18 protein-coding genes are annotated in these 19,158 nt (G+C 56.2%); 8 read left to right on the top strand and 10 right to left on the bottom strand.

Annotated features, from left to right (window positions below; translation table 11 throughout):
• Nucleotides 1–248: 248 nt before the first annotated feature.
• From F2P67_RS20710 to F2P67_RS20695, 4 genes are all read right to left on the bottom strand, one after another.
• Nucleotides 249–1,256, bottom strand: a complete 1,008-nt coding sequence (locus F2P67_RS20710) for an HNH endonuclease (RefSeq protein WP_166223037.1) — start codon at nucleotides 1,254–1,256, stop codon at nucleotides 249–251.
• Between the two features lie 10 nt (nucleotides 1,257–1,266).
• Nucleotides 1,267–2,853 (bottom strand): AAA family ATPase, encoded by a 1,587-nt coding sequence (locus F2P67_RS20705; protein WP_166223034.1) that lies wholly within the window; start codon nucleotides 2,851–2,853, stop codon nucleotides 1,267–1,269.
• A 264-nt stretch (nucleotides 2,854–3,117) separates the two neighbouring features.
• The gene (locus F2P67_RS20700) at nucleotides 3,118–4,863 is read right to left on the bottom strand and encodes an ATP-binding protein (RefSeq protein WP_166223031.1); all 1,746 of its coding nucleotides are present in this window, start codon (nucleotides 4,861–4,863) and stop codon (nucleotides 3,118–3,120) included.
• A complete protein-coding gene (locus F2P67_RS20695) occupies nucleotides 4,860–5,897 on the bottom strand; it encodes an SIR2 family protein (protein ID WP_166223028.1) in 1,038 nt (345 codons plus the stop codon). The genes F2P67_RS20700 and F2P67_RS20695 overlap by 4 nt, the downstream gene beginning before the upstream one ends.
• 570 nt (nucleotides 5,898–6,467) lie before the next feature.
• Here F2P67_RS20695 and F2P67_RS20690 point away from each other — a divergent pair.
• Entirely contained in the window at nucleotides 6,468–6,854 is a 387-nt protein-coding gene (locus F2P67_RS20690; protein WP_166223025.1) for a DUF6124 family protein, read from the top strand.
• Nucleotides 6,855–6,937: 83 nt separating this feature from the next.
• Here the strand turns inward: F2P67_RS20690 and F2P67_RS20685 are convergent, their stop codons facing one another.
• From F2P67_RS20685 to gspI, 6 genes are all read right to left on the bottom strand, one after another.
• Nucleotides 6,938–7,351: a hypothetical protein gene (locus tag F2P67_RS20685; protein ID WP_166223022.1), complete on the bottom strand. Its 414-nt coding sequence runs from the start codon at nucleotides 7,349–7,351 to the stop codon at nucleotides 6,938–6,940.
• Between the two features lie 51 nt (nucleotides 7,352–7,402).
• Nucleotides 7,403–7,744, bottom strand: coding sequence for a hypothetical protein (locus tag F2P67_RS20680; RefSeq protein ID WP_166223019.1), 342 nt, complete (start codon nucleotides 7,742–7,744; stop codon nucleotides 7,403–7,405).
• Nucleotides 7,741–8,364, bottom strand: a complete 624-nt coding sequence (locus F2P67_RS20675; protein WP_166223016.1) for a glycoside hydrolase family 104 protein — start codon at nucleotides 8,362–8,364, stop codon at nucleotides 7,741–7,743. The genes F2P67_RS20680 and F2P67_RS20675 overlap by 4 nt, the downstream gene beginning before the upstream one ends.
• A gap of 36 nt (nucleotides 8,365–8,400) precedes the next feature.
• Nucleotides 8,401–8,898 (bottom strand): PAAR domain-containing protein, encoded by a 498-nt coding sequence (locus F2P67_RS20670; RefSeq protein ID WP_166223013.1) that lies wholly within the window; start codon nucleotides 8,896–8,898, stop codon nucleotides 8,401–8,403.
• Between the two features lie 352 nt (nucleotides 8,899–9,250).
• Nucleotides 9,251–9,613, bottom strand: coding sequence for a DUF6124 family protein (locus F2P67_RS20665; RefSeq protein WP_007959368.1), 363 nt, complete (start codon nucleotides 9,611–9,613; stop codon nucleotides 9,251–9,253).
• Nucleotides 9,614–10,196: 583 nt separating this feature from the next.
• Nucleotides 10,197–10,577 carry a type II secretion system minor pseudopilin GspI gene (gene gspI / locus F2P67_RS20660; protein WP_166223010.1) on the bottom strand — a complete coding sequence of 127 codons (381 nt, stop codon included), beginning with the start codon at nucleotides 10,575–10,577 and terminating at the stop codon, nucleotides 10,197–10,199.
• A gap of 146 nt (nucleotides 10,578–10,723) precedes the next feature.
• Between gspI and gspG the strand changes: the two genes are divergently transcribed.
• The 7 genes from gspG (at nucleotide 10,724) to gspF (ending at nucleotide 19,010) form a co-directional block, all read left to right on the top strand.
• Nucleotides 10,724–11,182 (top strand): type II secretion system major pseudopilin GspG, encoded by a 459-nt coding sequence (gspG, locus tag F2P67_RS20655; RefSeq protein ID WP_085610505.1) that lies wholly within the window; start codon nucleotides 10,724–10,726, stop codon nucleotides 11,180–11,182.
• Between the two features lie 8 nt (nucleotides 11,183–11,190).
• Nucleotides 11,191–12,144: a type II secretion system minor pseudopilin GspK gene (gspK, locus tag F2P67_RS20650; RefSeq protein WP_166223007.1), complete on the top strand. Its 954-nt coding sequence runs from the start codon at nucleotides 11,191–11,193 to the stop codon at nucleotides 12,142–12,144.
• Nucleotides 12,141–13,286, top strand: coding sequence for a type II secretion system protein GspL (gene gspL / locus F2P67_RS20645; protein ID WP_166223004.1), 1,146 nt, complete (start codon nucleotides 12,141–12,143; stop codon nucleotides 13,284–13,286). The genes gspK and gspL overlap by 4 nt, the downstream gene beginning before the upstream one ends.
• Entirely contained in the window at nucleotides 13,279–13,824 is a 546-nt protein-coding gene (gspM, locus tag F2P67_RS20640; protein WP_166223001.1) for a type II secretion system protein GspM, read from the top strand. The genes gspL and gspM overlap by 8 nt, the downstream gene beginning before the upstream one ends.
• Nucleotides 13,821–16,193 (top strand): type II secretion system secretin GspD, encoded by a 2,373-nt coding sequence (gene gspD / locus F2P67_RS20635; RefSeq protein WP_166222998.1) that lies wholly within the window; start codon nucleotides 13,821–13,823, stop codon nucleotides 16,191–16,193. The genes gspM and gspD overlap by 4 nt, the downstream gene beginning before the upstream one ends.
• Nucleotides 16,194–16,392: 199 nt before the next feature.
• Nucleotides 16,393–17,799: a type II secretion system ATPase GspE gene (gspE, locus tag F2P67_RS20630; RefSeq protein WP_166222995.1), complete on the top strand. Its 1,407-nt coding sequence runs from the start codon at nucleotides 16,393–16,395 to the stop codon at nucleotides 17,797–17,799.
• Nucleotides 17,799–19,010: a type II secretion system inner membrane protein GspF gene (gspF, locus tag F2P67_RS20625; protein ID WP_166222992.1), complete on the top strand. Its 1,212-nt coding sequence runs from the start codon at nucleotides 17,799–17,801 to the stop codon at nucleotides 19,008–19,010. Before gspE ends, gspF begins: the two co-directional genes overlap by 1 nt.
• Nucleotides 19,011–19,158 lie beyond the last annotated feature (148 nt).

Genomic DNA, 19,158 nt, shown 5'->3' with positions numbered 1-19,158 from the left:
GGGTGCGGTTGGAGGTGGGGAGGTTGGGGGAGGGGGTGGAGATGCCTAGGTTGGTGAGACCGTGAGTTGTTGGGCTTATTTCAAGGATATTGCCCTTTCCGCTGGAATAGCGCTCTTCTACCAGTTCGAGTGCCTCGGAAAAAAGAGGCCGGAAAAGCAAAGAATGTTTGAAGTGGGACAGGAGCGCTCTTGAGTACGATTATCTATAGTTCAATTTAGCAGAGTTGAATTTTCTCACCCCGAAAAAGTTAAAGAATAATGGGCTTGGCTGCTAATATGTTCGGCTCGATACGGTTTTGAGACCAAATAATTAAGTCGTCAAGTGTTGAGGGATGGTTGATTAACGACTTGATGTAGGCCGGTTCTATGGCGTTTGGGGCTAATGCAGCACGTTCCAAGGCGGACTTTAGAAGTCTTGGTAGTTCTTTGACTATGCTTTTTCGATCGAAAGATATGTTGTTGGACAATAAGTCTCTAATTATTGCATTTCTACATCTGCCGATAGCATGGTTGCAACGTGTTTCGATATTGAGTTTTTTTAAATGAAAGTTTAATCGTTCACGTTCCTCTTTGCGCAAGCTACCTTTGGCATGTACTAAAAATCGGTTTCTCTGGGATGTCGGATAGATACTCAATACTGAGTGCATCAAGAACGAATCTACGTATGGATGAAGCAATCTAAGTGGTTTTATACGCATGCTTAGGGTGTGTCGCGAACTTTTTCGGTTGCTGATTTTGATGTGCTTGTAGGTTTTTTTTATTTTGCGTGTTGTTTTGAGTCTAGATCTTCGTTTGGGGATTGATTTTTCTTTAGTAAGTGTATAGAAATCACTCTTCTTTCCTTGGCAGTCTGAGCAGGCCGGCACTAGATTTTTAGACAATATAGAGAATTCTGGGAAAGCACCTATTTTTCTAGGGAGATAGTGATCTAATGTTATGTTGCTGGGCAGCCCGCAGTATGGGCAACCACCAAGCTTATCGATAGCATCATGGCGAAAGTCATCAACGTAGGATAGGCATTTTGCTTTGCTGTCATAGAGAAAGTGAAAGGCAGTCGCCGCGCTAATATTGTATTTTCGCCATGCTCTATGGCTGTTTGGGTCTTCTACAGCGTGCAAGTAGTTATTGAACATCGAACGAAGATTGCTGAGTTGTGGTCGCAAAATATCTGAGTTTTTTTGTTCTTCTTTTACGAACACTGATATAGCTTTCAGATCATCGCTGATTTGTCTGGTGCGTTGAATATACGTAGGCATGTTTATTCTCTTAATGCTCCAACGATCGCGCATAGGCTGCGGCATCGATGCCAAGGGCAGTGAATTGCTCCAAGACAGCTTTTCGAGCGGCAGGATCACGGCAGGCACGCAGGGATTCATCGATGGACTCTTGATAACCTTTTCGCACACTAATGTCTTCAAAAACAAAGTCAGAAATTAGCGATATATCACCACCCAGCGTTTGCATGCTTGGTCGAAATAGTGATGGGAGGTTTTGCTGATCAACTTGCAAAATTAACACACCAGACTTGTCGATTTCTCTCACAATGAAGGGTGAATGTGTGGCGACAATGGCTACCGATTCTGTTGCTAATAAAACTGAGTTAAGTGTCTGTATGAGTAGCGAGATAAATCTTGGGTGTAGGTGGTTTTCTGGTTCGTCAATTAATAATATTGATTTTGGCCTGCAGTGTAAGACTACATTAAAACAAAAGCAGATTAAGGCTCTCTGGCCTGAGCTCAAGTGATGTTCTAGGCCATGGTCGTCTATAAATTTATATTCGGCACTAATGTCAATGCGTTCACACTTATCCGGTTGGTTTGCTAATTCGTCAAGGGAGTATCCCGTAGATTCATTCCCCATCTTTTTTAAGTATAGATGACGAGTGTCTAGCACTTTTTTAATGATGTTGTTAAGTGTGCTGAGCGAAAAGTTTCTTTCGCGCAATAGCGAAATTTCTTGTGTGATGGCGGGTAGCTTTCCCCAATCAGAACGGGTGATACTTAGCGAAACATGTTTGAAGCTTTTTGCACTGTTCTCTCTCCAACGTTGTGGCTCATGGGAAAACACAACAATCGGGTTGCTGCGAGGATATTCATTCTTAGAGTATCTACCATCATTTTTTTGTAAAGTGCGTGCGATCGCTTGAAGGGTGCGAGTTTTACCGACGCCGTTAGATCCTATGATTACGTTAAGTGGTAAAGCAAATGGTGTCGCAGTGTGGTTGAAGCGAAAGTCTAGTTCTAGCTGTGCTTTTTGATTGTTTGATATTGTCGGTAAAGTCGATTGTAAATGAGAGATCGTCTTATGACCTCCAATTGCGTTTTCCTCAAATATAAGCTTTAGAGAGATGTAAGTGTAGAATTCGCTGTCGTTTACAATGAGCCCGTGTAGAGATGAGTCTTGAACAAGTTTTTTATACAGCTGGCTGGTAGGTCTGAATGCGTGTAGGACTGCAGCGTCATGAGCGCGAAACAAGAGAGCTTTAGCAGTGGCTGGTCCTGCAATTTCTATAAGTTCTCTATATGCAGAACGATCATCCAGGATGCTAGCTTCTTGGGAATTAAATTCAAATAAATTTACAGCGGCGCTGAATTCTCCATTTGAGGTGTGTGCTAATGTCGCGTTAAATTTGCTGAATTTTGTAATTCGTGCGTGCCAGGTTCGAACGACATGATCGTTGCGAACGAAGCAGACAGTTGCCAATGTTATCTCAGGTGAATAAGTTGTCGGCTGAGTTAGGTAGAGTAGGCAGTTATTGAAACTGTGGTCTTCCATCAGTCGGCCGCTCTCGAAGTCATCTATGCGGCACTTTAGTGTGGTGTTGTTATAGTTCATGCGCTTAGGGTTATTCATTGGGGTCGGCTTCGTGTCTGTGTTAAATGTCCGTTGTTATAGGTTTGATGCTAAGCTCTGTTGCTTAATTAATATGGCTGCATGATTTGTGCTGTGTTTGATATTTTATTGGGTTGTTGTGTTTTGTGTGGATTGGGCTGTCGGTTTTTATTTGGCCGTTTTTTTTGGGGGGGGGCTTGGTTTTTATCAAATGTAAGAAGCTGTAAAAATGGGGAATAAGGAATTCCCCTGTTTTTACCTTCATTCAACATCAAGCGTAATCGATCAGCTTGCTCGCGACTGACTCCGTAGGCATTCGACTGCTGCCTCCAGCAAGTCCTCATTAGGTTTCAGCGAACCCCATTCCTTCCAGAATTCTCGCGTCGCGCTGTCAGGTTTTACTTGAGGTCGATCCAGCTTGATTCGAGTGGGAAGGAGAACAGCATCACCTAGAAGCAGAGCCTCGCCTGTATCGAGTAAGGGTAGCATTGCTGTTAGCCCAACTAATGAGTCCGGCATGAGTTTTTTTATAACATTCTGATCGCTATCATTTGTAAGCCTGAGAGCGAGAAAGTTATTGCATTGGGAGAGAATCGTCCGACTCACATCAGATGGTCTTTGGCTAACCACGAGTAATGAAAAACCGTATTTACGCCCTTCCTTTGCTATACGTTCAAATGACCACAACGCCTGCCGCTGGACAGCGTCGGCGTCATCTTTCACCGGTAGGTAGAGATGCGCTTCGTCGCAGAGCAGCGTGATCGGCGTCCGTGCATCCCCACTCATCCAAAACTGGACATCGTAAAGGAGGCGAGCCAGTGTACCGGTAACGACGGGTAGTACATCGGCAGGAACCTCAGAGAAGTCAATAATCTTAATGCCATTATTTGAACCCGCGCGAAGCAGTTTCACAATCTGCTTTGCGAGCCATCCGTAATCTAATGACTCTGGTGGCGGCGAGAACATAAAACCGTAACGGCGATCTTCAAGCTTCGCCTCAAGACGGGAAATAAATCGGGTCAGTTTATCCTCCCATTCCCCCTTTACCGCTGCGCCTTTTGATCCGACCCCTTTCGTCGTGTTGTCGATCTTCAACTTTGCGACTAGGTCTGAAACGGCATAGGGTATCGGCGAGTCGACCGTAAAAGTCTCTTTAACCTTGGCCTTATCCGAAATATCCAGAGTGGCGCCCTTTAACTCTCGAACGTGGCGAGTGAAGCGAGAAGCTTGGTTGGGAGCATTTTGATCACTCCGGTCCAAAATCATCGAAAGCATCTCATCACGGTTTAGCAGCCAGTACGGAAGGAACAACGCATCGTCCTTTGGTGCTGTAAGGTCGCCAGGTCCAGCGATACGGAAACGCTGTGCGAATCCGCCTTTGCTCTGGTCTGCAAGCGGTTGATATTCGCCATGCATATCGAATACCACAATGTTGGGGAACTTGAGTTTGGCGGCCCGTTCGAGAATGAGAGCGACAGCCCAGCTTTTACCCGATCCAGTGCTACCCAGAATTGCCGCGTGCCGCTGAAAGAATTTGTCACCACTCGCGATCGCTTCAGCACTCCGATCAGCAACAAAGGTCCCAAGTTTCAACCGCTCGTCTTCGGAGAGCCCAGCGCCCAAAATACCCATAAATCGCTGAAGATTGGGGCCTTCAATGACGAAGCAGTCTCTATCTATCTGTGGAAAGCTATCAGCGCCGCGCTTGAAGGTGTCAGAACTGTCACCATCAACCGACCGATAGGTGCCGATAACAAATGCTTGCATGTGATCTGCAGGCGAAATCATCAGAGTTCCGAACTCACCATCTGCCGGATCAGGAAGTTCCTCTCGGAGTGTGCGAGTAACCCGATCAGCCATTGCGATCAGATATTCTGCTTGGGTCACGCCTTTGATGGCGATGAGTTGCCCAATTCCAACGCGGGTCAACATGTCGGAGTTGGTGACATCAATGGCTACACGACTGGTGTCGACACCGGCCACGCGTCCAATTTGGTCGTTGTCTGTAAAATCAAGCGCTGAACCAGTCATGCGGATAGAACTCCTTTCACAAATCCGTCGAGATCCCAATAGTTAATACCGGGATAAAACTTTTCGGTGCCATCAACTATGAAACGAGTACCAACAGTTCCTCCATCTTCGTGATACTCGGCAGCAATTACATGCTTGTTTTTCGTAGCGATCTCCCGAGCTTTAGGGGACAGCCAATGCGTCAAAATAACCGTCTTCACACCGGACTTTATGCGAGGGGTGAGATGGGTTTCCAAATGATCGTCATTGAAGCCGTAGCCGATGATGAGGAAATATCGCGCCTTATCAATGGCATCGTTCGCTTTTTCGCGATGTTTGTCGAAAGGGCTATCGTAACCGCTCCGAAACTTGTTCAAACCTGGCGTAATGATGAGCCGGGGAAGAGGCAAGGTCCCAGCGTAGCGCACAGGATTGCCTTCGCGGTAATACCAGTCGAGGCTACCGTGAGGTTTGAATACATTCACCTTCGACGCGAATTTATAGCGCACATTTTTGCCCGCTAGCTTAACGCCTCGGCAGAAACTCCAATAGCTATCCTGCGGGTCAAGCCTCGCTGCAAAATGACCACTGAACATCGTATCAACACCTAGCTTGGCTTCCTCGCACGCAATCTCGACAAGGCGATCATAGTTAGTTGTAACAATTGGTATGCCGGTGTCCGGCTTTAATAGATGAGGAATGAGGTTGGTTAAGCGAAGCGTCTTTGTGTTATTGAAAACTTCGGAAATGATGCTTGATTCAGCGAGAGCAATGAAGTCGGCCGTACTTTGAACAATGGCCGCCTCGAGGGAGGGAGTGGGAGCATACCTCAGTAAAGCTGCCTCCAGCCCGTCGGTTTCTATGAGGGGATGAATCTGTTCCCAGAGTGTGTTGTCGTCCGGAGAGAGGGCCGCAGGAATATGCGTGACAAGATGCTGCCCAAGCGCTCCCATCCCGGGCACGCCTTCTGCACAGGACAATCCAGAACCAATTACTAATACAAGTCCGTCACCAAGATGTTGCTGGAGCCGCTTCTTCAACGCACCTAATTCCATGTGCCCCTACCCAAATCATTGCGCCATAGCACAAGGAAGGTATCACGGGGGCCAGTACATTCAATAGTCAATTTCAGAAATGAGCAATCTGTAGCACGACTGGTTGGCGAGTAGAAAAAGGGAAAAAGGGGACTGATTTATTTCCAAAAAATAAACCGGAAAATCATCTGGCCGGCCTCCACACCTCATGGAGGTGCCGCAGTAAGGCTTCGATAAACACCAACGTTTAAAAAGACATCTCCAGAAACTCTCTCAGGCTACATGTCCTTGCGCCGTTGCCTACAGCTACGCCAGAATCCGCCGGCTTGTGCGCTTTGTACCTGGTCTTTATCGTCTACGTGTCGCTGGCAACCCAGCGACCGGGTTTAGCGACCCGACCAGGTATAAGTTCAACGACGCTCCCGTTTGTCGCAGACATTTGCGATGACGATATGGTGGCTGTGCGTGGGAGACCTTCGGGTCTGCCGGGTCTTATACCTCTCGGTTCGCTAACCCGCGCACAGCTGCCACCCTTACTTGTTTAGCGACAGGTGTTGGTGGTTCCACCAGGTATAAAAATGGAGCTTCACCATGATCAAACCAACACCCAACCCGCCTGAAACCGAATCGGTTTCCCCCTACGAATCCATCGATTCCAGAAAACTCCACGAAGCCGCCGACCGCGCGCTCGACCATTACCTCTGTCCGCCCGGCTCCACGCCGCCGCCACGCAGAACCCGCGGGATGTATGCCGTGACTGCGGACAACAAAAACGAAGAACTGCTGATTGATGCCAGTGAGACTCTCGCTTCGGCCCAAACCATTGCCCAGAACATCGCCAGTCTGGTGCCGGCTTCGCAGCGTCGGGCGTTGGTGGGCATTGCGCAGTTGATCATGCTCGGAGAGTTGGCGGTGAATCGGGCGTTGGATAATTTGCAATTGCCGGTGAGGCAGACCTCGGGATCACCTGCTGATTAAACGGGTCAATTCTGGCGCTTTCGCGAGTAAGCCCGCTCCCAAGGAAAGGGGACTGAATTATTTCATTCAGTCCCCTTTGTTTCTTAACCCGCGTCGCCGCTATCTGGCTCTGAAGGTGCATCCGGACATTCATCGCTCCATCGCGTTACCGCCATGTCTTTGAGCTGCTCACCCATGGTGTCGACGCGCAAGCAGGCGCCTTTCTTTGAATAGAACAGGATGCAGCGCGAGCTATCAAAAGAGCAGGTATCGAGTTCCAGGAAATTGCGTGCAGCCAGCTCGCGCTCGACACCGCTGTATTCATAGCCATCGCTGGTGTGCATTCGGGTTGGCTTCCATCCTTGTTTGATCAGCTTGGATCTGGCCGACACCAAGGGCTCATCGACGGCGACGCCTGCTGGCCCGTGCTTGACGTTTGTCGCTTGCGAGCCGCCGGCAAACGCAGAGCTTGTACCCGTGCAATACATTGCAAGGAGCAGGAGGGTCGGTGTCTTCATTTGATCGTTCCACAAAAAGGAACAGGTTTCTGTTCCCTTTGGTTTCTGGCTTCAATCCTTTTCAGGGCATTTGAAGTTCCAGGAATAAACCTTCATGTCTTTGACTTCCTCGCCGACAGTTCCTACACCTAAGCAATCTCCGTTCTTGGTGTAGTTGAAGCTGCAGTAACGGATGCCTTCCGTGCAAGACTCGATTTCACTGAAGCCTTTTCTTTGGATGACGCTTTCAACGCCGAACTCACCGGAGTAGGTCGGATTTGGCTTCCAGCCATTTTTGATCAAGGCTTTTCGGGCTTTTGAAAATGACATTCCCTCTTTGATAGGAAGGTCTGCTGCGCTAGAAAATAAACTGACGCAACCTAAAAGGCTGATGGCTAATATTTTTAGTTTCATTTAACAGTACCGCCAAAGCCTTTATATATTTTTTCTACTTCGTCGTACTCGGTATAAGGTTGGCCGGAAGGCTTTCCGTTGATTGGTCGGTTTGCCAACCCCGGCCCCATAGGCAACGCTTCCCATTTTTTTGATGCTTTTCCAACTGCCGTTTTTAAGTCGCCGCCGATCAGCGGTTCGATGGCACTCACGTTGCGCAGGAGCTCAACGGCAATCAAATCCTGGGTTCCGGGGCTGAAGTCAGTTAGCCCCATTGCTTTGATGGAGAGTTCCGACCATGTGGCTTTCGTGATTTGGTACCTTCCAGAAGCTGTCGTTGAACCACCATGACCTGGTCCTGGGTGAGTAGACTCATCACTGAATGTCCACTTCCCGGATTTCCAGCCGGCTGCCCAGCCATACCCGAATTTCGCGTGATAATCGCCACCCTCGACTTTTGCCAACGTGTCCAGAAAGGCCTTCACATTTTGATTCTTTAAGAACTCCGCATTCTCGGCACGCCTCTTTTGTTGCTTTGCGTCTACGGATACAGCTTTAGGGCTGGAGTCTTTGACAGGTGTCACCGTTCTGGTGGCTACAGGTGACATTTTTCGGCCGTTTTTGCTAATGACTTCAGCCATGAGGAAAACTTCCGTTATTTGCTTTGACATCCATGTTCAATCCTCCAAAAACAGTTGGATCGTTTCGGCGAGGTGCGAGCTAACTACGTGCGTATACCCCATTGAATCGCTGACGCCGTGCTCAATGCTGCCGTCAGCTCGCTGAATGGCGTAATCAAGATTAGCCAAGGGCTCCCCTGACTCGTCGTCAATAAGCCTGAACTTGTCGTTGAAGTGCACTGGCATCGGCATCAAACCGCTGAAGGGCGCGGATACGACGGTGTCACCAATAATGACGGTGCCAGAGCCACCCACAACCACGTTGCCGTGGCCACCGGTACTGTCTTTAGTAGCGGCATTCAGGCCATTGATAAAAACCGTCGAGCTGACCGCGCCGGTGATCGGGCTACCGCATGCGGATTTATCGGTCATCCGAGCGGCGGGAAGGCCGTCGAAATTGACATTGGGAGAGCCGCTGACAATTGGATTTGTGCCGTGCCCCGGGAGTGGGCAACTGGTGGGATCTGTTACTCGGGCTGCAGGTTTGCCACTCACGGGAAGTTCCTTTTCAAAGATTCAGTTGTCCTTGGCCTGATTGGATTAGAAATTCCGGCCACTGAGATAGTGCGAACATCAAACGTTTGGCAGAGCGGGAGTATCAAAATCCGCCACCCTGTGCGTTTGCGTCGCACAGGATGCCTGAGGCAAATGTTGCGCTCAACATTTCTTACAATTCTTCGGTTGACGGGTTGTGAATGTTCTTGAAGCGAGTAGTCCGTAACGCCTTCGTGTTCGGATCGGTTGAAGCTTTTGGTACAGAGAAAAACGCATTTGGCCGAGGTCGTCAGTCACACCTGACAACCTCGGCCATTTTCTTTTCGTCTATTGAGCTACCGCACTCAGCCGCTTACGCCTTCACCTCAACATGATCCAGCGCCTGGTTCACCGCCAACTCGCTCAGCATCACCAACTGTGCAATTCCAATCGCGGTTTTGCGATGAGCAGGCTCCAGCGTCGCAGCAAAGTTGTTGAGCATTTCGCTGGCCGATCCCAGGGATTCGCTGGCATTGGCTAGAAGTGACTCGGTGTTGTAGGCCGGGTTGGCCAGGTACATGGGATCGTGTTTGTGGTGGCTGCCCATGATGCGTTGTTGTGGGGTGAGGTAGTGATCGAGGGCGCGTTCGGCGGCTTCGTTTAGGGTTCGGGAGTCGGGGAATTTGTAGGGGGAGACCGGATCGGTTTCTGGTGGGTTTGGTGTTGGTTTGAACATAGATGTAGCTCCATATGGGACTTAAGGAGCCATCACTCTCGCTACCAAACGAGTGGTGGTGGCCATACGAAGGTTGGTAGACCGGCCCATATGGAAAATCCGGCGCGCCCGAGGGCGCCCTGCGCATGGCCACCATAAGACAAATGCCGAAAGGGCGTCTGCGCTAGGTGACGTTATGCGTCATATGGGAGGTCGGGCTACCAAACCCGATCACTGTTTTTCAGTGACCCGGAAACGATAAAACCCGCACCCCAGACGCACAAGCCGGCGGATTCTGGCGTAGTCGTAGGTAATGACGCAAGGTTGTGTAGCCTTGAGGAAGTAACGGTGGGTGTCTTTTAAACGGGGTTTTTGGAGTGGGTAAACGGGTGGTTCAACAAGCGGCCCTCACCCCAGCCCTCTCCCGGAGGGAGAGGGGGCCGACGGAGGTGTCTTGCGCTCTACATCGACCTGAGAGATCGAGTTGATTATGGATTCAACGCGGTAAGCGCAAGTTGGTTTAGATCTTTAGGTGGGTATCGGAAATGTCCCACGGCTGATTCATATGCCTCTGAGCTGTCCGACGTTTCGGGACGGTTTAGGGCTAGGGATTTTCAGGACGGCTAAGCAACGTCTCCAGCCGAGCCAACGGCGGCGCTTCCTGGCTGCGATCAAAAACTTGCACACCAACCTTGAGCAACCGCCCATTCTCCGCCGTGCCAATCACCTGCTCACACCGCAACAACAACCTCCCTTGATCACACTCCACCGCCTTGACCCCCATCGGCAATCGCCCCTCCAGCCGCAACTCCGCCATCCGACTCTGCGCCGCAATCATCGCAATCGAGCGATCCCGCAAAACCCCGCTGCTCTGCGTCATCAATCCCGCGACACGCACGGCGGCGGACATGGCGACGGCGATGATCGCCAGCGCGACGAGCACTTCAATCAGGGTGAATCCGGCTTGCGGGGAGGGGGTGCGCATCGGGGGCTCGGGCGGTCGGGCAGCCCTTGACGCTAACGCCCGTGCTTGACGGCTTGACGACGAAAACACCCGAGGATTTTCAACATCCCTGACATATCTTCTTGCAACACTGCGCGTCGAATCGAATCAAGCCAGGGAATGACGAGATGGATATCGCGCAATTCAAACAGCCCAGTCGACCGAGCCGGATGCCCCGTGGGCAGCAGGGTTTCACGCTGATCGAGATCATGGTGGTGGTGGTGATTCTCGGGATTTTGGCGGCGATGGTGGTGCCCAAGGTGCTCGACCGGCCGGATCAGGCGCGGGCGACGGCGGCGAAGCAGGACATTGGCGGGTTGATGCAGGCGCTGAAGCTGTATCGCCTCGATCACGGCACTTACCCGAGCCAAAGCCAGGGCCTGAAGGTGCTGGTGGAGCGGCCGGCCGATGCGAAGAACACCAACTGGCGCTCGTACCTGGAGCGCCTGCCGAATGACCCGTGGGGTCGTCCTTATCAGTACCTCAATCCCGGTGCCAACGGCGAGATCGACATCTTTTCCCTCGGCGCCGACGGCCAGCCTGACGGCGACGGTGTGAATGCCGACATCGGTTCCTGGCAGTTGTAAGGCCGGTCATGAACAGCCAATCGAACCAGCAGGGGATGGCGATCATCAGTGCGCTGCTGATCGCGGCGGTGGTCGCGGTGATCGCCGCCGGCATGCTGACCCGCCAGAGCGTTTCGACCCGGGCGCTGGAAGCCGAACAACTGCGCGTGCAGGGCCATTGGGTGTTGCACGGCGGGTTGGAGATCAGCCGGCAATTGTTGTGGGACGCCCGGCAGCGCGATCCGCTGACCCGGCTCGATCAACCCTGGGCGCAGCGCTTGAACACCCAGGGTTTCGAAGGGCGGCTGGAGGACGAGCAGGGCAAGTTCAATCTGCGCAATCTGGTGGCCAACGAGCGGATCGATGACGCGCAGGTGCAGGCGTTCGAGCGCTTGTGCGAGTTGATCGGTGTCAGCAGCGGCTTGAGCCGACGCATCAGTCAGCGGGTAATCGGCTCTTATCCGCACCTGTTGAATGCCCAAGTGGTGGACAAGCCTGTGGCGAAAAACACTTTCGACAGCGGGCGCGCCACGTCGCCGTCCGCGTCGCGCAAACCGCAATCGCCGACCTTGCCGATGCTGCGCACGCTTGACGATTTGCGCAGTGTCGACGGGGTCAACGATGCGCTGTTGGCGAAACTGGCGCCTTATTTGACGGTGATTCCGGCGACTACCTGGCTCAACGGCAACACGGCCACGGCGCCGGTGCTGGCGGCTTATGTGCCGGGGCTGTCGCTGGAGCGGGCGCAGGCGTTGATCAATGAGCGCGACGCCGGGCGCTGGTTTATCAATCGTGGGGATTTCGTCAATCGCCTGCGCTTGCCGCAACTGGAGATCACCAGCGTCAAGGTCGGCATCACCAGCGACTGGTTCCGGCTGCGCGGGCAGGCGCGGCGCGATCAGCGACGGGTCAGCCTCGATGCGTTGCTGCATCGCAGTCAGGATCGTTTGCCGCAAGTGATCTGGTCGCGGGTGGGTGTATGAGCCAGTTGCGCGTGAGTTTGCCGCCTCTGGCGGAGTTGAGCCTCGACAGTGACGTGGATTGTGCGTGGCTGGATCGACAGGGGCAGGTCACGCGGCAGGAGCGCGTACGGCTCGGCGCGCTGCCGAAGCAACCGCTGGTGTGCTTTCTGCACCCGTCGGACAGCCTGCTGGCGAGCATCGATCTGCCGCCGTTGCCCGCGAACAAAACCGCCGCGGCGGTGCAATGTGCGGCGCAGGCCTTGATGCTCGGCGACAGCGCCGAGATGCACATCGCCCACAGCGCTCGAAATGAAAGCGGCCAGGTGCAGATTGCCTGGGTAGCTTGCAAGGATTTGCAGCACCTCGGGCAATTCGGCTTGAACCTCAAAGGCCTGTATCCGGCGGCCTACAGCTTGCCGGTGATGGCCGGTGGCGTTGGTTGCTTGCACGACGATCATCTGTTGCTGCGCCACGGCCCGAATGCGGCGCAAGTGCAGCCGATGATCGATGAAGCGTGGTTGTTGCAAACCGGTCTGCCGGCGCACTGGATCGGCGACGGCGCACCCGAAGCGGTGCAATCAACATTGGCCGACACGCAACGCTGCTCCGGCCCGTTGCCAAATTGGGGTCTGCACGGCGGCCTTCAGCAACCGGGCACCGAGCATCGCGGCTGGGGCAGGGCGATCGGCTGTTGTGCGCTGGCACTGGCGGTGTGGGTGATCGGTTTGAACCTGTACGCCGCCCGCGAGGCCGGGCAGGCCCAGCAGCTCAAGGCGCAGATGGCGCAGCGGGTGAAGCAGGCGTTTCCCGAGTTGCCGGTGATCCTCAATCCGCTGCAACAGGCTCGTCAGCAAATCGCTGCGCGCCAGCAAGGCGCGGTGGATGCGCCGGGACAGGATTTCACGCGGCTGGTGTCGCAGGCTGGCAGCGGCATGCCGTCCATGGCGGGCACGGTGCAGCGCTTGGAGTTTGTCGACGGCGCGTTGCAATTGAGTTTGCTGCCCGAGGCCCGGCGTTCGGGCAGCGACAAGGATTGGCAAGGCACGCTGGCCCAGGCCGGCATCAGCATCAGCCCGAATGACGACGGCTGGGTCCTGCGCCCGGCTGGCGAGGCGACCGCCGCCACCGAAAACGACGACAGCAGCGGAGCCGAAGATGAATAGCCCATCGCTTGCGAAATACCGCGCCGGCTGGCAGCGCTTCAACGCTCAGTTACAGGCCCGTTGGCAGCCACTGGCCCTTCGGGAAAAACGCATGGTCGGCGGGATGGCGGCGCTGTTGCTCGGACTGTTTGTGTGGGTGGCGTTGGTTCAGCCGCCGCTGAAGAAGATCGCCGCCTCGCAAATCGAAACGCCAAAACTGCGCGCCCAGGCCGAAGCGCTGGAACTGCTGTTGCGCGACGTCAGTGTGCGCCCGGACGGGCAGAACCTGGAGCAGTCGCTGCAGCAAACCCTGCAGGCCAGCGGACTGGGCGGCCATTACCAATTGGCGGCCGCGTCCGCCGGCTGGCAGTTGACCTTCGACGCCGCACCGGCCGACGCCGTGCTCGACTGGCTGCTGAGCCAGCCCCGGAATTTTTCACTGCAAGTGGTCGAGGCCCGTCTGCAACGCGCAGACGACGCCGCGACCGATGACACCGCCGGCACTCTGTCGGGCACCGTACGCATGGATCAGGCGCTGGGCGCTAAGGAAGCTTCATGAAGGGGTCAGGATCCAAACGCATGGCGTTGCCGATGCTGTTGATGGCATTGAGCGCGTGCAGCAACACCACACCACCGAATCAACCGCCGCTGCTGGTGGACAGCGAACTCGGCCGGCCGCTGGCCAACACCCAGCGCAGTGGCGACGCGGTGCTCGACCGCGAGCGGGCGCAGGCTCAGGTGAAACCGGCGCCGAAGCAGTTGCACAACATCACCGAACGCGCTCGCAGCGGCGGTTCGGCGCGGGGCACGACGTTGCCGGCCAATCCGTTGGGCGATCAACCGGTGACGCTGAATTTTGTCGACGCGGATATTCAAGCGGTGGTCCGGGCGTTGTCGCGCTCCACCGGTCAGCAGTTTCTGGTCGATCCTCGGGTCAAGGGCAATCTGACGCTGGTCTCTGAAGGCCAGGTACCGGCGCATCAGGCCTACGACATGTTGCTGGCGGCGTTGCGCATGCAGGGTTTCAGCGTGGTGGATGTCGGCGGCGTGGCGCAGGTGGTGCCAGAGGCCGATGCCAAGTTGCTCGGCGGGCCGATCTACAGCGCGGACAAACCGGCCGGCAACGGCATGCTCACCCGCACGTTCCGTCTGCAATACGAGAACGCGGTGAACCTGATCCCGGTGCTGCGCCCGATCGTGTCGCCGAACAACCCGATCAACGCCTATCCGGGCAACAACACCATCGTCGTCACCGACTACGCCGAGAACCTCACGCGGGTCGCGCAGTTGATTCAAGGTATCGACACCCCAAGCGCCATTGACACCGACGTGGTGCAGATCCAGAACGGCATCGCCGCCGACATCGCACCGATGGTCGCCGACCTGCTCGACGCACCGGGCAATGACCCGACGCAGAAAATCGCAGTGATCGGCGACCCGCGCTCCAACACCATCATCATCCGCGCCGGCAGCCCCGAGCGCACGGAGCTGGCGCGCAACCTGATCTACAAACTCGACAATGCCCAAAGCAATCCGAGCAACCTGCACGTGGTGTACCTGCGTAACGCCCAGGCCGGCAAACTGGCCCAGGCACTGCGCGGTTTGTTGACCGGCGAGAGCGACAGCGGCACCAGCGACAATGCGCGTTCGGTGCTCAGCAACATGGGCAGCTCCACCAACTCCGGTGGCGGACAGAACGGCCAGAGCGGTACGCAAACCACCGGCAGCACCTCGACCACTAACAGCGGCAGCACCGGCGGCAGCTACGCTCAGGGCAGCAGCGCCACCAGCGGCAGCAGCAATGCGCAAAGCAGCGAACAGAACGTCGCCTTCAGCGCCGGCGGCGTGACCATTCAGGCGGACGCGACCACCAACACCTTGCTGATTTCCGCGCCGGAACCGCTGTACCGCAACCTGCGCGAAGTCATCGACCTGCTCGACCAGCGCCGCGCCCAAGTGGTGATCGAAAGCCTGATCGTCGAAGTCGGCGAGGACGATGCCAGCGAATTCGGCGTGCAATGGCAGACCGGCAATCTCGGCGGCAACGGCGTGATCGGCGGCGCCAACCTTGGCGGTTCGGGGATCAACGTCAACGGCAAGACCAGCATCGACGTATTGCCGCAAGGCCTGAACCTCGGTTACGTCAACGGCACCGTCGACATCCCCGGCATCGGCAAGATCCTCGACCTGAAAGTGCTGGCCCGGGCCCTGAAGAGCAAGGGCGGGACCAACGTGCTGTCGACGCCGAACCTGCTGACCCTGGACAACGAAGCGGCGAGCATTTTCGTCGGCCAGACCATCCCGTTTGTCAGCGGCAGCTATGTGACCGGCGGCGGGGGCACCAGCAACAACCCGTTCCAGACCGTGACCCGTGAAGAGGTCGGTTTGAAGCTCAACGTGCGGCCGCAGATTTCCGAGGGCGGCACGGTGAAGCTCGACATCTATCAGGAAGTCAGCAGCATCGACGAACGTGCCTCGGCCGCGGCCAATTCGGCGGGGATCGTCACCAGCAAACGCGCGCTCGACACCAGCATCCTGCTCGACGACGGGCAGATCATGGTGCTCGGTGGTCTGCTGCAGGATGGCTACAGCCAGAGCAATGACGCGGTGCCGTGGCTGTCGAACATCCCGGGGCTGGGCGCGCTGTTTCGCAACGAGCGTCGTTCGATCACCAAGACCAACCTGATGGTGTTCCTGCGCCCGTACATCATCCGCGACAGCGCGGCGGGGCGGAGCATCACGCTGAACCGCTACGACTTCATGCGACGCGCTCAGGGTGGTCTGCAACCGGAGCGCAGCTGGGCGATGCCGGACATGCAGGCGCCGCAGTTGCCGACCGCAGCGCAAGGCGTGCCGGCGGTGGTGCCGAGTTCTGGCCCCCGCGCGACCATCAAAGCCGTGCCGATCCAGCCGGGGCCCTCATTATGAAACCGGTTCTGCATAGGCGTGATACCCCTGTGGTGAGGGGATTTATCCCCGTTGGGCAGCGAAGCAGCCCCAAAACCTGCAATCCGGTTTCTCCTGACATACCGAGTGTTTCGGGTTTACGACTGCTGCGCAGCCGAGCGGGGATAAATCCCCTCGCCACAGAAGTACTTCTGAGCAATGTGGTGGGGGAGGTGGAGGGATGAGTGCGCTGCCCTACGCCTGGGCCAAGGCCCAGCGCATACTGTTGCGCGACGGTGTGTTGACGGTGTGCCCGTCGACGCCCGGCTGGTCGATCAGCGAGGTGCGGCGCCAGTTCGGTGAGGCGCGGATCGAGCGCGTGCGCGATGACGAGCTCGACGGCTTGCTCGCCACTGCCTACGCCGACACCGGCAGCGCGGCGGCGGTGGTCGGTGCGGCGGAAAACGAAGTCGACCTCGACCGCCTGATGCAGGACATGCCGGAAATCACCGACCTCCTCGACACCCAGGACGGCGCGCCGGTGATCCGCATGATCAACGCCTTGCTCACGCAGGCGGCGCGCGACGAGGCCAGCGACATCCACATCGAACCGTTCGAAACCCATTCGGTGGTGCGCTACCGGGTCGACGGCACCCTGCGCGACGTGGTCTCGCCACGCAAGGCGTTGCACGGTGCGCTGGTGTCGCGGATCAAGATCATGGCCCAGCTCGACATCGCTGAAAAACGTCTGCCGCAGGACGGGCGCATTGCGTTGCGCGTAGCGGGGCGGCCAATCGACATTCGTGTTTCTACTGTGCCCACCGGCCATGGCGAGCGGGTGGTGATGCGTTTGCTGGACAAGCAGGCCGGCCGCCTGCATCTGGAAACATTGGGCATGGACGCGCAGGTGCTGGCCAAACTCGATCACCTGATCCGCCAGCCCCACGGCATCGTGCTGGTCACCGGCCCGACCGGTAGCGGCAAGACCACCAGTCTCTACGCTGCGCTGGCGCGATTGGATGCGAGCACCAGCAACATCCTCACCGTGGAAGACCCGGTGGAATACGACTTGCCGGGTATCAGCCAGATTCAGGTCAACGCCAAGATCGACATGACGTTTGCCCTCGCGCTACGTGCCATTTTGCGGCAGGACCCGGACATCATCATGATCGGTGAGATCCGCGACCTCGAAACCGCGCAGATTGCAGTGCAGGCTTCGCTGACCGGTCACCTGGTGCTCGCGACCCTGCACACCAACGACGCGGTGTCGGCGGTCAACCGCTTGGTCGACATGGGCGTCGAGCCGTTTTTGCTGGCCTCGTCGATGCTTGGGGTTTTGGCCCAGCGGCTGGTGCGGCGGCTGTGCAATCAGTGCAAACAGGAAGACCCGGCCACGCCCGGCACCTGGCGCCCGGTCGGTTGTGCGGCGTGCAATCACACCGGTTACAGCGGCCGGACCGGCATTCATGAGTTGTTCTGCATCGATGACGACATCCGCACCCTGATTCACCAAGGGGCAGGGGAGCAGGCGTTGCGTGCGGCTGCGAGCAAGACCGGGATGTTCAGCCTGCGCGAGGACGGCGAGCGCTGGATTCGCAGCGGTGCCACGGCGCCGGAAGAAATCCTTCGTGTGACACGGGACGCCTGATGAATCGCTATCGTTTTGAAGCCGCCGATGCCAGCGGCAAAATCGAATCCGGGCATCTGGAAGCGGACAGCCAGGGCGCCGCGTTTGGCGTGCTGCGCGGTCGTGGTTTGACGGCGTTGTCGGTGGAGAAGGAAAGCAACGTCTCCCAGCATGGCGGCGGTGGATTTTTCAGCGCCAAACTGTCGGATAACGATCTGGCGTGGGCCACCCGGCAACTGTCGAGCCTGCTCGGTGCCAGTTTGCCGTTGGAGGCCGCGCTAAGCGCCACAGTCGAACAGGCCGAAAAAAAACACATCGCCCACACCCTCAGCGCCGTTCGTGCCGATGTGCGCAGCGGCATGCGCCTGGCCGAAGCGCTGGCGGCGCGGCCACGGGATTTTCCGGAGATTTACCGGGCGCTGATTGCAGCAGGTGAGGAGTCCGGCGATCTGGCGCAGGTGATGGAGCGGCTGGCGGATTACATCGAGGAACGCAACAACCTGCGCGGCAAGATTCTTACCGCGTTCATCTATCCCGGCGTGGTCGGGCTGGTGTCGATCGGCATTGTGATTTTCCTGCTCAGTTATGTGGTGCCGCAGGTGGTCAGTGCGTTTTCCCAGGCGCGACAGGACCTGCCGGGGCTGACGCTGGCGATGCTCAATGCCAGTGATTTCATTCGCGCGTGGGGCTGGCTGTGCGCCGGGATCATGGCCGGTGCGTTCTGGAGCTGGCGCTTGTATTTGCGCAATCCGGCGGCGCGTTTGAGTTGGCATCATCGAGTACTGAAGCTGCCGTTGATCGGGCGGTTTGTGCTGGGGCTGAACACTGCGCGGTTCGCTTCCACGCTAGCCATTCTCGGCGGCGCCGGGGTGCCGTTGTTGCGCGCGCTGGAGGCGGCGCGGCAGACCTTGTCGAATGATCGCTTGAGCCTGAGCGTGAATGAGGCCACCGCCAAGGTGCGAGAAGGCGTCAACCTGGCGGCTGCGCTGAAAGTGGAGAATGTGTTTCCACCGGTGCTGATTCACCTGATCGCCAGCGGCGAGAAAACCGGGGCACTGCCGCCGATGCTCGAGCGTGCTGCACAAACCCTGTCACGCGATATCGAGCGCCGGGCGATGGGTATGACCGCGCTGCTGGAGCCGCTGATGATCGTGGTGATGGGCGGGGTGGTGCTGGTGATCGTGATGGCGGTGCTGTTGCCGATCATCGAGATCAATCAGTTGGTGCAGTAGAGGTGTGCCTGTTTATTTGATGTTGTATGCGCTGGCCTCTTCGCGAGCAAGCCCGATACCACAGTGGTCGGTGGTGAATACAGAATCTGTGACCACCTCACACCCCTGTGGGAGCGGGCTTGCTCGCGAAGAGGCCAGTCAGAGCAAT

Origin of the sequence: Pseudomonas atagonensis (assembly GCF_011369485.1) — a bacterium.
In the GTDB taxonomy this organism is placed as follows: Bacteria; Pseudomonadota; Gammaproteobacteria; order Pseudomonadales; family Pseudomonadaceae; genus Aquipseudomonas; species Aquipseudomonas atagonensis.
The sequence above is the reverse complement of the archived record's forward strand: the minus strand, read 5'-3'. Positions and strand labels throughout refer to the sequence as shown.

What these genes read in the sequence shown, in the direction of transcription:
- gspM (WP_166223001.1), top strand. Translation starts at nt 13,279, where the DNA reads ATGAATAGCCCATCGCTTGCGAAATACCGCGCCGGCTGGCAGCGCTTC.
- gspD (WP_166222998.1), top strand. Translation starts at nt 13,821, where the DNA reads ATGAAGGGGTCAGGATCCAAACGCATGGCGTTGCCGATGCTGTTGATG.
- gspK (WP_166223007.1), top strand. Translation starts at nt 11,191, where the DNA reads ATGAACAGCCAATCGAACCAGCAGGGGATGGCGATCATCAGTGCGCTG.
- F2P67_RS20675 (WP_166223016.1), bottom strand. Translation starts at nt 8,364, where the DNA reads ATGGCTGAAGTCATTAGCAAAAACGGCCGAAAAATGTCACCTGTAGCC.
- gspI (WP_166223010.1), bottom strand. Translation starts at nt 10,577, where the DNA reads ATGCGCACCCCCTCCCCGCAAGCCGGATTCACCCTGATTGAAGTGCTC.
- gspF (WP_166222992.1), top strand. Translation starts at nt 17,799, where the DNA reads ATGAATCGCTATCGTTTTGAAGCCGCCGATGCCAGCGGCAAAATCGAA.
- F2P67_RS20710 (WP_166223037.1), bottom strand. Translation starts at nt 1,256, where the DNA reads ATGCCTACGTATATTCAACGCACCAGACAAATCAGCGATGATCTGAAA.
- gspG (WP_085610505.1), top strand. Translation starts at nt 10,724, where the DNA reads ATGGATATCGCGCAATTCAAACAGCCCAGTCGACCGAGCCGGATGCCC.
- gspL (WP_166223004.1), top strand. Translation starts at nt 12,141, where the DNA reads ATGAGCCAGTTGCGCGTGAGTTTGCCGCCTCTGGCGGAGTTGAGCCTC.
- F2P67_RS20700 (WP_166223031.1), bottom strand. Translation starts at nt 4,863, where the DNA reads ATGACTGGTTCAGCGCTTGATTTTACAGACAACGACCAAATTGGACGC.
- F2P67_RS20695 (WP_166223028.1), bottom strand. Translation starts at nt 5,897, where the DNA reads ATGGAATTAGGTGCGTTGAAGAAGCGGCTCCAGCAACATCTTGGTGAC.
- F2P67_RS20685 (WP_166223022.1), bottom strand. Translation starts at nt 7,351, where the DNA reads ATGAAGACACCGACCCTCCTGCTCCTTGCAATGTATTGCACGGGTACA.
- gspE (WP_166222995.1), top strand. Translation starts at nt 16,393, where the DNA reads ATGAGTGCGCTGCCCTACGCCTGGGCCAAGGCCCAGCGCATACTGTTG.
- F2P67_RS20705 (WP_166223034.1), bottom strand. Translation starts at nt 2,853, where the DNA reads ATGAATAACCCTAAGCGCATGAACTATAACAACACCACACTAAAGTGC.
- F2P67_RS20690 (WP_166223025.1), top strand. Translation starts at nt 6,468, where the DNA reads ATGATCAAACCAACACCCAACCCGCCTGAAACCGAATCGGTTTCCCCC.
- F2P67_RS20680 (WP_166223019.1), bottom strand. Translation starts at nt 7,744, where the DNA reads ATGAAACTAAAAATATTAGCCATCAGCCTTTTAGGTTGCGTCAGTTTA.
- F2P67_RS20665 (WP_007959368.1), bottom strand. Translation starts at nt 9,613, where the DNA reads ATGTTCAAACCAACACCAAACCCACCAGAAACCGATCCGGTCTCCCCC.